Below are 12,831 nucleotides of genomic sequence, written 5' to 3'. Positions count from 1 at the left end.
CAGTCAAATAATCGTGTGTTCTGGAGAATGGTGTAATGGTTGAAGCAATCTCGGTGCGTCTATCCAATCAGACCAATGGCAAAGTTTGTGATCGCGTCCTCTTAGATGATTGGCATCCGTTAGCTCGATCACAGGATTTAAAGCCTGGAACAGTGTTGCGATCGCGCTTAATGGAAACCGATTTAGTGCTTTGGCGCGGCGAAACAACGATTTCTGCCTGGGAAGATCGCTGTCCACATCGCAGTGTCAAACTCTCTGGAGGCAAAGTGGTAGACAATACGCTGGTGTGTCCCTATCACGGGTTGGCGTATGACCCTTATGGGCAATGCGTCAAAGTCCCGGCTCATCCCGATTATGTGCCACCCAAACAGGCCTGCGTCAAAACCTTTAAAGTGCAGGAGCGGTATGGCGTGATTTTTGTTTCGTTGGGCGCTCCGCAAAAGGAGGTTGTGGCGTTTTCAGAATGGAATGATTCCACCTATCGTACTTATCTAAGTGGGCCGCATTATTGTCGCTGTAGTGGGCTGAGAGCGATCGAAAACTTTCTCGATGTGGCCCATTTGCCGTTTGTCCATGCGGGGCTGCTTGGCGAACCGGATCAACCCGTGATCGAAGATTATGAAGTGTCAACCGACGACAATGGTCTCTATCTGCACGACATTCGCATTTGGCAACCTGACCCCGATGGCACCGGGCAAGGAGGAATTGCTTCCTATGACTACTGGGCCTTGCGTCCACTCACCGCATCTCTGCGTAAAGAAGTGTCTGACGGTCAATATATGGTGTTGCTCTATTGTGTTACGCCTATCTCAGAAGAAGAATGTCTTAGTTGGATGTGGGGTGCGCTCAACTATGCCCATGAAATTCCAGAAGCGGAGATGGTCGCCTTTCAAGATAAGGTGATTCTTCAAGATGTCGCTAACCTAGAATCTCATCAGCCCAAACGCTTACCGTTGGATTTCCAAGCTGAGTTTCATCTACCGAGCGATCGGGCTTCGCTGGCTTATCGCAAATGGCTTAAGCAACTTGGCTTAACTTATGGAGCAATCACCTGATCGATTCAGAATTTGATAGCGATCGTGGTTTATTGGTTCTACGATCGCTATCAGAAATGCATTCCTTCATCTATCTTATTTCGTAGTCAGAGCAATGTTTAAGTTAGTTGCCGAACGAATTGATAAAACTATTAATATCTATCTACTTAAATTTTTGTCAAAGTAAAAAACCGTTCGTAAGATTTATCATGCTAAATTGGCTTTTCCATGAAATAACTCAAAATAAACCTGATGGCTAGACTGTTATCTAGGGAAATCTAAGGGTCAACTGTTAGACTTCACTTCGATCGCAAGGAACAATCATGCTCACCCTTCCGGGCTACCAAGTTGCAGATAAGATCTACGAAAGCTCTAAAACTTTGGTTTATCGAGGAGAGCGATCGACGGATCAAAAACCTGTCATTATTAAACTTCTAAAAAACAAAAATTCAACCCCTAGAGAACTCGCGGTTTTTCGCAAACAGTTCACTTTAGCCAACGAGTTAAATTTAGCCAGTATTGTGCGCCCATACAGTTTGGAAACGTCTGGCAATCTTTTGGCTTTAGTGATGGAGGATTTTGGGGCCGTTTCTCTCAAAGATTACTGCAAGGGGCATCGCATAGAGTTGGCCGAATTCTTTGCGATCGCCCTTCAAATCACCCAAATTCTCTCCGATCTCCATCAAAATCGCGTCATTCACAAAGACATCAAACCTGCCAATCTGCTAATCAATCCGACCACCAAACAGGTCAAAATTACCGATTTTAGTATTGCCTCTCTCCTGCCCAAAGAAACGCAAGTCTTAACCAGTCCCGATGGGCTAGAAGGCACGCTGCCCTACATGTCACCAGAGCAGACCGGCCGGATGAATCGCGGCATTGACTATCGGACTGACTTCTATTCTTTAGGGATTACTTTTTACCAACTACTGACCCATCATCTGCCCTTTGACACCTCTGATCCGCTCGAAACCGTCCATTGTCACCTCGCCAGAGCGCCGATCTCCCCCAGCGATCGTCAGCCCAACATCCCCAAAATGCTGTCTGCGATCGTGCTGAAACTGATGGCAAAAATGGCAGAAGACCGTTACCAAAGTGCATCTGGGTTGCAGCATGACCTCGAAATCTGTCAGCTAGAATGGCAGCTTCATCGAGACATTGACCCTTTTCGCCTGGGACAGCAAGATCAGTGCGATCGCTTTCAGATTCCCGAAAAGCTGTATGGGCGAGAAGCCGAAGTTGCTGAGTTATTGACCGCCTTCGATCGCGTCATGCACAGCCAAAAGAGCGAATTTATGCTGGTGACGGGCTACTCCGGGGTGGGCAAATCGTCGCTGGTTCAAGAGATTTATAAGCCGCTAACCAAAGGGATTGACCACGCCAGTGTGCGGCAGTGCGGCTACTTTATTTCTGGCAAGTTTGATCAACTTCAGCGCAATATTCCTTATTCAGCGATCGTGGTTGCGTTTCAATCGCTGATGCGACAACTGCTAACCGAGAGCGAACCTCGACTCAACCAATGGCGCAACAAGCTGGCCGCGGTTTTGGGGGCAAATGCCCAAGTGATCATTGATGTGCTGCCTGAGCTAGAACAGATTATTGGTTCACAGCCGCCCGTTGCTACGTTGGCCCCCATTGAGGCTCAAAATCGGTTTAATCGAGTATTTCAGCAGTTTATTCGCGTGTTTTGTCAGCCAGAACATCCGCTCGTCCTGTTTTTAGATGATTTGCAGTGGGCGGATTCGGCAACCTTGAAGTTGATCAAAGTGGTGCTGACGGATGAGCAAACTCGCCACCTGTTTTTGATCGGAGCCTACCGCAGCAACGAAGTAAACTCTGCCCATCCCTTCATGATTTTGCTAGAAGAGTTGCAGCACTCTGCAATTTTTCCGGCGCAGATGACACTGGCTCCCCTCACCTTAGAGCATGTTACACACTTGATTGTTGATACGTTGCGTGGCGAGTTATCCAGCATTCAGCTATTAGCCAATTTGGTGATGCAAAAGACAGAAGGCAATCCATTTTTTGTTAACGAATTTCTCAAAACGCTTTATCAAGAAAGGCTGCTGAAATTCAATTTTGCTGAGAAGATCTGGCAGTGGAATATTACTGAAATTGAAGCGATCGCTATCACAGATAACGTCGTCGAATTGATGATTGGCAAACTTAAGAAATTGCCGTCTGCAACTCAAGAAGTTCTTCAATTTTCTGCTTGTATTGGCAATCGATTTCATCTCAAAACGCTGTCTACTATCTGTTCAAAAACTGTTCTGGAGATTTCTCAAATTCTTTCACCTGCCCTTCAAGAAGGCTTGATTGTACCAACCTCTGAACCCGAAGTTTTTCAGACAGAAACTATCTCAGCCAGTTTAATCTGCCTCAACTACCAATTCCTGCACGATCGAGTCCAGCAAGCCGCCTATGCCCTAATTGACGAGAGCCAAAAGCAATCCGTTCACCTTCAAATTGGTCAACTTCTTTACGCAAACATGAGCCTGCTCGAATGCAGCGATCGCCTCTTTGAACTGGTCGAACATTTGAATATTGGTCAGGCTTTAATCACCGACTCTAAAAAACAAATCACATTAGCCACCCTCAACTTAGAAGCAGGCAAAAAAGCAAAAAGTGCCGCCGCTTACTCAGCCGCCAGTGAATATCTCAATCAAGCTAGACAACATCTCCACAACTCCTGGTCAGAACACTATGACCTAACGTTTGCCGTGCATCGAGAGCAGGCAGAAATCGAATACTTAATTGGTAATTGTAAAGAATCCAAGCAACTGATTGACTTAACTTTAAAACAAGCAAAATCAGTTCTTGAAAAAGTAGAAGTCTATCGATTGATGATTGTCCTCTACACTCTACAAGCTCAGTACGATCGAGCCATTCAAGCGGGACGCGAGGGACTAAAGCTGCTAGCGATCGACCTTCCTGATTCAGATCTACAAGTGGCACTAAAAAGTGAACTGGAAACTGCCAAAAAGTATTTACATAACAAAGAAATTGCAGCACTAATTCATCAGCCAGAAATGGTAAGCCTGGAGAAAAGAGCCGCCGCAAAATTACTCATGGCGCTGGGTTCGCCTACTTATTTCTCAAATCATGATCTTTGGCTCCTAGCAGTTATGAAGCTGGTCAATCTTTCCCTTCATTACGGTCAGCTTGCTGAGTCCACTTATGGATATTCTGAATATGGTTTAATTCTCGGTTCGATGTTAGGTGACTATCAGGCGGGATACGAGTTTGGTCAGCTAAGTCTCAAGGTAAGCGAGAAGTTTAATGACCAGGCAGAGAAGTGTAAAGTCTGTCTTGTAATTGGTGGCTCTGTTAATCATTGGGTGAGACCGCTCAAAGAAGATGCCGTTACGTTTATGGAAGGGTATCAAGCCGGATTGGAGTCAGGAGAGCTACAGTTTGCGGGATATAATATCGGACATCAAATTATCAATTCGTTGTATCAAGGGGTCGATTTAGACTTTTTGGCGGCAAAAATTCCTGATTACTTAAAGTTTGCCGAACAGACGCATAATCCGCTGGTTAAAGATATGCTGTTGGCGTGTCAACTTGCGATCGCTAACCTTCAGTCAACTCAGTCTAATCCTCTAGAATTTAAGACTGAAACTCTCGATGAACAACAGTTTTTAACAGGTTGTCAAGCACGATCGAGTGCCGCCGGAATCGGATTCTATCTCATCTTTAAAGCACAAATTTTATATTTATATGATCGTCCCCTCGACGCTTTGCAATGTATTCAAAATGCTAAAAACTTACTCCAATATTTTCCAGGTTGCATTTCATTAGCGGCGTTTAATTTCTATTACTCATTAATTCTCACGGCTCGATATCCCGATGCGATCGCTGACGACCAAAAAGCAGACTGGCAACAGTTGACAACTAACCAACAACAATTACAAATTTGGGCAGAAAACTGTCCCGATAATTTCCTACATCAATATCTTTTAGTGCAGGCAGAAATGGCGCGATCGTCTGCCAATCCTCTGACTGCAATTGACCTTTATGATCAGGCGATCGCACTCGCCAAGGCTAACGAATTTATTCAAGACTATGCCCTGGCTAATGAATTGGCAGCTAAGTTTTGGTTAGCTCAAGGCAAAGAGAAATTTGCTCAACTTTATTTAATTGAAGCCTACTGCGGTTATCAAAATTGGGGAGCTAAGGCAAAACTCAAAGACCTTGACCAGCGCTATCCTCGACTTCTCAAAGACCTTCACCATCCTCCCGAATCTGTTTCGACAGACCAGACTCTCTCAATTACGCACATTTCTTCAACCAGTACGAGCAGTTCCCAAGTTTTGGATCTAGCCGCAATTCTCAAAGCATCTCAGGCGATTTCACAGGAGATCCAACTCGATCGCTTGCTAGAAACTTTAATGAGCGTTGTTCTCGAAAGTGCAGGAGCACAAAAAGGAACGCTCTTACTGCAAACAGAGGGCGAGTTGGCGATTATGTCTCAAGCGGTTAGCAAACCAACGGGCATTACCATTCTCAAGTCTGTGCCGTTAACAATTGATCGAGCGGTGCCGATGTCGCTGGTTCACTATGTCAGTCGCACTCGAAAAAAACTGCTGATTCATGACGCGACGATCGACTCAATCTGTGCCACTGATCCTTACGTGCTAGACAATCAGCCCAAATCGATTTTGTGTTTCCCGATCGTTTACCAGAGTGCTTTATTTGGGGTTCTCTATTTAGAAAATAACCAGACAACTCATGCTTTTACACGCGATCGACTTCGGATTCTCTTTCTTTTATCGTCTCAAATTGCCGTCTCTCTCGAAAACGCCAAGCTCTACGAAACGCTGCAAACGGCTAATACTGCCCTACAAGAATCAGAAACTCGCGAACGAGAACGGGCCCTTCAACTAGAACACTCTTTGCACACGCTACAACAAACTCAGGCGCAACTAATTCAAACCGAAAAAATTTCTAGTCTGGGTCAACTGGTTGCAGGGGTGGCCCACGAAGTCAATAATCCCGTTGGCTTTATCACGGGCAATCTGCAATACGCTGAGACCTATTTAAACGATCTAATAAAACATCTAGAACTTTATCAACAGCATCTGGCTCCACCACCCGTTGAAATTGAGGAACATAGAGCAGCGATCGACCTCGATTATCTTCTACAAGACTTGCCCAAACTCATCTCCTCAATGCGACTGGGGACAGGTCGAATTCGCGAAATCATGTCATCGCTACGGACATTTTCGCGCATAGACACCGACAAACAACCTGCTGATCTTCACGCTGGACTTGATAGCACACTGCTAATTTTGCAGCATCGCCTCAAAGCTCAAACCAATCGCCCCGCAATCGAATTAACGAAAGAATATGGTGAATTGCCCCTCGTCAATTGCTATGCTGGACAGCTAAACCAAGTGTTTATGAATTTGTTGGCCAATTCAATCGATGCGCTAGAGGAAGTGAGCGATCGTAGTATTGCTATTCGGATTCGCACAAGTGTAGAAAATATGTTTGCAGTGGTAACAATTTCTGACAACGGATCTGGTATTCCAGAGTCTGCACAACCGCATTTGTTTGCTCCCTTTTTCACCACCAAAGCAGCCGGAAAAGGAACCGGGTTAGGCTTATCGATCAGCCACCAAATTGTCACAGAAAATCACAACGGACAGTTGACCTGTGTATCTGTACTGGGACAGGGCACCGAATTTCAAATCAAAATCCCCCTAAATTAAGCTTTCTTTAGCGCTAAAACTTCTCACGCCGCTATCAAACAAACCTCAATGTTGGTAATTGATATCTAAATGAAATGCTGCTGTCATCAAAAGGACACTCCTATCAGTAAAGCTGAGTGCTAGGCTGGAGTTAGACAGATTTGAAAAACCGATCGCGGTTGTATGTCCTGTCGAAACACTGTTGCACGCTAGGCTGATTTGTGACGACTTCTCCTTTTCCCTCCGAACGACTCCTCTTTACCCCTGCAACGCCTGACGCAGAGGCGATTCCACTGATTTTTGCCTTTCCCAATGAGTACACCGTGGGCATCACGAGTTTGGGCTATCAAGTGGTCTGGGCAACGCTGGCGGCGCGAAGTGATTTGCAGGTGAGTCGGCTGTTTACCGATGTGCATGAATCGCTGCCTTCCCAACCCGAAATTCTGGGGTTCTCGATGTCCTGGGAGTTGGATTACGTCAATATTTTGAATCTGTTGGAGTCGTTAGAAATTCCATTAAGTACGAGCGATCGTACCGATCACCATCCCATTGTATTTGGCGGCGGCCCGGTTCTCACGGCTAATCCAGAACCATTCGCAGAATTTTTTGATGTGTTTCTCTTGGGCGATGGTGAAATCGTTTTAGATGCATTCATCAATGCATATCAAGAAGTGCGTCACGACGATCGCCACACTCAATTACGTCACCTTGCCCAAGTTCCTGGTATTTACGTTCCCAGCTTGTATGAAGTGACGTATAAACGTGCTGATGGCCCGATTGACAAAATCACTGCGATCGATTCCACCATTCCCCCTCGCATTGAAAAGCAAACCTATCGAGGTAACACGCTTTCGACCTCCACTGTCGTCACTCAAAAGGCCGCCTGGGAGAATATCTACATGGTGGAAGTGGTGCGGAGTTGCCCTGAAATGTGCCGCTTTTGTCTGGCCAGCTATTTGACACTCCCGTTCCGGATTGCTGATGTCGAGGAATCGCTAATCCCCGCAATCGAACGAGGTCTAAAAGTCACCGATCGTCTTGGTCTGTTGGGCGCATCCGTTACACAACATCCCGAATTTGAGACTTTATTGGATTATTTGAATCAGCCCCAGCACGATCAAGTTCGGGTGAGTATCGCCTCTGTGAGAACTAACACCGTCACTCAAAAGCTGGCGCAAACGCTGGTGAAGCATGACACTAAATCGATCACGATCGCGGTCGAAAGCGGCTCCGATCGCCTGCGCCAGATCATCAACAAAAAGCTAACTAACGACGAAATCACTCAGGCTGTCATCAACGCTAAAGCAGGCGGACTCAACGCAGTTAAACTATACGGCATGGCAGGTGTACCAGGCGAAGAATTTGACGACCTCGAACAGACCGTCACGATGTTGCGGAATCTCAAAAAGTCTGTTCCTGGTCTGCGGCTAACTCTGGGATGCAGCACGTTTGTCCCCAAGGCTCACACGCCGTTTCAGTGGTTTGGGGTCAACACTCAAGCCGAAAAGCGCCTGCAATTTTTACAAAAACAACTGCGTCCCCAGGGCATTGATTTTCGTCCCGAAAGCTACAATTGGTCAGTGATCCAGGCTCTTTTGTCGCGGGGCGATCGTCGTCTCTCCAAACTGCTACAACTGACCCGACACTACGGCGACTCCCTCGGCAGCTACCGTCGTGCCTTCAAAGAACTGCGGGGACAGATTCCCGATCTCGATTTTTACGTTTACGAAAACTGGCCGCTGGAGCAAGTCTTACCCTGGAGTCACCTGCAAGGAGCCTTGCCCCCATCGACGTTGCAAAAGCATTTGAGGAGTGCGATCGCCCAGTTTACTCAACCCCCACAGGAGCTTTTGCTGGCTTCTTGCTGACGGCTTTGCGGCGCAGCGACCCCTTGCGGGTAACTCGGAGAGATCGACTTCCTAGAAATGCTCCAATCACTAGCACACCTGCCACCGTTGAAGATTCGGGCACAGACTTACCAGGCGCTTTTGATTGCAGAACTGAGTAAGCCAAGTCGCCGATTTGTTGATGCCCCTTAGCGGTTGGATGCAGGTTATCCCAAAACAAATACTGGTCAGGAGTGCCACAATCTCCACTAAACAAAGGCGGTTGAGCATTCAGACAGGGGTCTGTCACGTTGGTATAGCCCAAACTCGCAGGATTGTTGATAGCCTGATTGACCAGAGAAAAAACGTCCAGAGAAATCAGATTTAAGCCCAAATTCGGATTCGCCGAAAGCGACTGCAATGCCAGAGATAATGCTGTGTTGTGACCTTGAGTAATTGCACTCAAACCAGATGGAATCAACGGATTAGGATTTTTATTGAATTGAGGAATTTTGCCTAAATCGGGTAGATTGGGAATCAAAAAGTTTTTGGCACCCACTTTAGCTAAGTCGGTGATGGCAGTGCTGAGGTTGGTGACCGCATTCCCGATCGTCGTTCCAGCCACCCCGTCCGCAGCAAAATTTAGCTGGTCATTGAGATAGTCATTGGCTCCAGCCCAGAGAATGTAGAGAGCGTCTCCATCCGCCTGCGTGTTCTTAGCAGTGAAGGAGCCGACTTGCTGCTGAAGCCCTGGAAAAAGTGGATTCAAGCCATTATCGCTGCCCGTTCTCGCTCCACCAAAGGCAAAATTATTCTCAGTTGTAACGGTTTTTCCTAGCTTAGAGGCAAGGCCTTCCACCCAAACCGGCCCATTTGAGAAGCGTCCAGGCGTATAAAAAGGGGTAGCAGGAAAAATCTTTGTAGCATTTAGGGTGTTGCCAACATCCGACAAACTGTCACCAAACACATAGAGGTTGCTAAAACTGGCGGCTTCTGCGGCTTTGGGGGATGTTGTCATAAAGGCGATCGGTAGGGCCGTCACTGCGATCTGCTGGGCAGATATCCGAAGGATCGCCTGAGAAACTCTGGACGCAATTTTGAATAAAGTCACGTATTTTCTACCTTAAAATTGAGGCTTACAAGTTTTCTACGGTTTTGAAGAAATTAACTGAGGGTGTCACCATTACAGCAAAGCTCAGTAAGACTACACCCCTCGTTTACACAATCTTCATCGAAGATACAAACTTCTACGGAAGAAATAAGTGCCGCGATCGTTGCGTCTTTTGTCGAATCCAAACACCAGCAGCGCTCAACTCTAGAATGAGAGGATTACCCCATCTCCGAATCTACCGTGCTTCCCTGGTCAGCCTTGCTGCAACGTTCTAATATTCCGCTCTCAAATCTGGGATTTCAAGTCGCCGTCGTGTTGGTTTGGCTGACGATCGTCGCCCTCCTCGCCGAAGGTGTCAATCGCTTTACCCAGGCTGGTTCTGAAATGGTTCGCAAAGTGGTTCACATTGGCACCGGGAATGTGATTTTGATCGCCTGGTGGCTCAAGATTCCCATGTGGGTCGGCGTTTCGGCCTCGATTGTCTTTAGCGCGATCGCGCTACTCTCGTACTACGTTCCCATTCTCCCCAGCATCAACAGCATCGGCCGCAAGAGTCTAGGTACCTTCTTTTATGCCGTCAGCATTGGGGTGTTGGTCGCCTGGTTTTGGACGCTCAATCTACCGCAATTTGCCGCCTTGGGCATTCTCGTCATGACTTGGGGAGACGGATTTGCCGCCATTATCGGTCAACGCTTTGGTCGCCATCCCTACAAGCTGTGGAATATGCAAAAAAGTTGGGAAGGCTCGTCGGCAATGGCGGTTATTAGTTTTGTCGTCAGCGCCTCGATTTTGCTGACCACTCAGGGCAATCTCTGGCAAGTCTGGCTGATTTCTCTGATTGTAGGAGCGATCGCCGCCAGTCTAGAAGCCTTCTCAAAATACGGCATTGATAATCTGACAGTGCCGATCGGCAGTGCTACGATCGCTTACTTTCTTACACAAGTTCTGCTGCCGTAGGCGATGGAAGGATGCTGAATGAAAGGCTCAATATTTTCTAATTGATTGAAATTCCTCCAAATCCGCCGATCGGGTGAATAGTTTCGACACCACTATCGGTAGACTGAAATTGGTTTGCAATCAAACGGAAACATTTCCTAGCCTTAGAAAGTCGCTGTTTCAAGACTGGTAACGATCGCACCCCAGCTCAGATTGCCTCATATCCTGAAAACATGACCTCTACCGTGAAGCCCGCCAGCCCCGCCCCCCAATGGGAAGATCTTCCCCTGACTTCTCAGCCTGACCCCGATCAGCTAGATAACATCAAAGCCCAATTGGATCTGATCTTGCTGGCACTCGAGGCGATCGCGGGCATCAGTTCGGAGGCCATGCTGCAAGCGGCGACTGATCTAAATCTAGAATCCATGATTGCTGATCGCGTCTCTCTCTGGCGGCTGCGCCAATCCAGTCCCTTGCGGAAAGGACAAGGCGGTCGCAAAAAGCTAGATGTCGAAGAAGCGCGGGCGCTCTCTCTGATTAGCTGTCATTTGGCAAAAGAGCATAATGAACTGATTCGTCGAGCCGTTGCCCTTTTAGAACAGTTGACCGAGCAAAGCCGCGAACCCCACGAAGCTTCTCTGTTGGGAAACTACCTCGATGCCTTCCACAACACCTATCAAGAACGCATGGAAGACGGAGAAACAGTCCCCACTAAGACCCTGACTCATCTGGCACTCAAACTGCTGATCGACCTGCTTTTTTATGGCAGCCCCAACGGCGTTCGGCGACTGTGGATGACCCTGCTAGAGCGATCGATCCCCCACACCCCACTTCCTACCTCCTAACCCCCATTCCTGCTGTTTGCCCATGTCTTCCAACTCTGTTCTCCGCAAGTACACTCCGCCCACCTGCACGTTAGAAATCTCAGCCAAAAACTCTCCTCTCTCGCGCTGGGCAGGTCGATCGGTTCTCAAACATCTGCGGTTCAGACTCAGTTTTGACGACCCTCGAATCAGCGAAGACCAATGGATGACCGTGCGGGGCGATCGGTCTCAGCTAGAAAGCCTTTGCCAGACTGTCACAACCTACGTTCAGCAATTTCTCAACCAGTCCAATACGCTGCTACAAGACAGACACTTAGCAAAGCGTTTTGGCGCAACCCTGGATGGAACGGTCTCCCCGATCGCTGTCGTAGATTCTCCCAGTCTGCCCCCCTCCGATCTCACCGCAGACCTTTCGATCCAGCCTAGAGGCATCCTCTCTCACGAGCTATTTCTGGGAACGTTAGCCACCGAAGAGACTGGGGCTTCGATCCGACTTAGTGCTGTCCAGTTAGCGGATCTAGCAACCGCGCTGGATGAATACGCCGCTGACGTGACGGCTCTGCCTAATCTAAATCGCCCCAACTGGCTCAAAAATCCGCCTCAGTGGACGAGCATTGCCGCGACCTTCCTGATTGCTGTGGGGTTGACAACTTCTGCACTACGACTGTTCGATCGCCCCGCCTCCCAAACGGCTCAAGCGCCAACCACGAGTCAGGGAGCCAGTAGTTCTGACCAGCGTCTTGCCCTCCAACCTCTTCCCAGTGCTTCTCCTTCGCCTCTGCCCTTGCCTACTGCTCCGCCCCCCCTATTGGCGCTCCCCGATTCTCCAGCTTCTGCTGGCTCCCAAAGCGCTACGGGTGATGCCAAGGTAACGGTTCCTCAGACCCCCAAAACGCCTCCAAAAATTAAAATTGTCGAGCCTCCCGAAGGCTCTGTTGCGGTGAGTCCAATTCTTCCTCAAGATGCTCCCGCGAATCCCTCTCCAGATCCAATTCCGCCCAGTCAGCCCAGAGCCAGAGTTAGTAGCGCTCCCGCTGATGCTCAATCTGCCCAACCGCAAGAACGAGCCGCCGCCTCAGCAGCCCCCAGCAAAGACAGCACTGCTTTTGACACCATTCCTCAAGTCGCTGAGGTCAGACAGTACTTCAAAGGGCGCTGGAACCCTCCCGCAGGACTTCCTGGAGATTTGCAGTACCGATTAGTTCTCAACCCCGACGGCTCACTACAACAGAATCTCCCCCTCAACGAAGCGGCTGGACTGTTTCTCGATCGACCCGAAGTTGGGATGCCTCTCTATAATTCGCCTTTTGTTTCTCCCCCCAAAACTAGCCGTTCAGTTGTGATTCGGGTTGTACTAGGGCAAGATGGCAGCGTCCAAGCTTTTAATGAGTCCCAATAAAAAAGGGA

7 protein-coding genes are annotated in these 12,831 nt (G+C 48.2%); 6 read left to right on the top strand and 1 reads right to left on the bottom strand.

The window, feature by feature from the left end:
- Window positions 1-35 precede the first annotated feature (35 nt).
- The 3 genes from ACKFKH_RS07135 (at window position 36) to ACKFKH_RS07125 (ending at window position 8,595) form a co-directional block, all read left to right on the top strand.
- Entirely contained in the window at window positions 36-1,055 is a 1,020-nt protein-coding gene (locus ACKFKH_RS07135) for an aromatic ring-hydroxylating dioxygenase subunit alpha (RefSeq protein ID WP_446857567.1), read from the top strand.
- 302 nt (window positions 1,056-1,357) lie between these two features.
- Window positions 1,358-6,748 (top strand): trifunctional serine/threonine-protein kinase/ATP-binding protein/sensor histidine kinase, encoded by a 5,391-nt coding sequence (locus ACKFKH_RS07130; RefSeq protein WP_446857566.1) that lies wholly within the window; start codon window positions 1,358-1,360, stop codon window positions 6,746-6,748.
- A 200-nt stretch (window positions 6,749-6,948) separates the two neighbouring features.
- On the top strand, window positions 6,949-8,595 hold the full coding sequence (locus tag ACKFKH_RS07125) for a B12-binding domain-containing radical SAM protein (protein ID WP_446857565.1): 1,647 nt from the start codon (window positions 6,949-6,951) through the stop codon (window positions 8,593-8,595).
- Here the strand turns inward: ACKFKH_RS07125 and ACKFKH_RS07120 are convergent.
- Entirely contained in the window at window positions 8,555-9,664 is a 1,110-nt protein-coding gene (locus ACKFKH_RS07120) for an SGNH/GDSL hydrolase family protein (RefSeq protein ID WP_446857564.1), read from the bottom strand. The two genes, ACKFKH_RS07125 and ACKFKH_RS07120, sit on opposite strands and share 41 nt — an antisense overlap.
- 258 nt (window positions 9,665-9,922) lie before the next feature.
- Here ACKFKH_RS07120 and ACKFKH_RS07115 point away from each other — a divergent pair, with 258 nt between their 5' ends.
- The 3 genes from ACKFKH_RS07115 to ACKFKH_RS07105 all read left to right on the top strand — a co-directional run bounded on the left by ACKFKH_RS07115 (window position 9,923) and on the right by ACKFKH_RS07105 (window position 12,823).
- Window positions 9,923-10,621, top strand: a complete 699-nt coding sequence (locus ACKFKH_RS07115) for a diacylglycerol/polyprenol kinase family protein (protein WP_446857563.1) — start codon at window positions 9,923-9,925, stop codon at window positions 10,619-10,621.
- Between the two features lie 212 nt (window positions 10,622-10,833).
- Entirely contained in the window at window positions 10,834-11,445 is a 612-nt protein-coding gene (locus ACKFKH_RS07110; RefSeq protein ID WP_446857562.1) for a DUF3038 domain-containing protein, read from the top strand.
- A gap of 22 nt (window positions 11,446-11,467) precedes the next feature.
- Window positions 11,468-12,823, top strand: a complete 1,356-nt coding sequence (locus ACKFKH_RS07105; RefSeq protein ID WP_446857561.1) for a DUF4335 domain-containing protein — start codon at window positions 11,468-11,470, stop codon at window positions 12,821-12,823.
- Window positions 12,824-12,831 lie beyond the last annotated feature (8 nt).

This window comes from Phormidesmis sp. 146-20 (assembly GCF_052939475.1).
This window is presented reverse-complemented; position numbering and strand designations above follow the sequence as displayed.

Bases quoted from the DNA above. Each gene is read 5' to 3' on its own strand.
- ACKFKH_RS07135 (WP_446857567.1), top strand. From the start codon at position 36: ATGGTTGAAGCAATCTCGGTGCGTCTATCCAATCAGACCAATGGCAAA.
- ACKFKH_RS07130 (WP_446857566.1), top strand. From the start codon at position 1,358: ATGCTCACCCTTCCGGGCTACCAAGTTGCAGATAAGATCTACGAAAGC.
- ACKFKH_RS07110 (WP_446857562.1), top strand. From the start codon at position 10,834: ATGACCTCTACCGTGAAGCCCGCCAGCCCCGCCCCCCAATGGGAAGAT.
- ACKFKH_RS07105 (WP_446857561.1), top strand. From the start codon at position 11,468: ATGTCTTCCAACTCTGTTCTCCGCAAGTACACTCCGCCCACCTGCACG.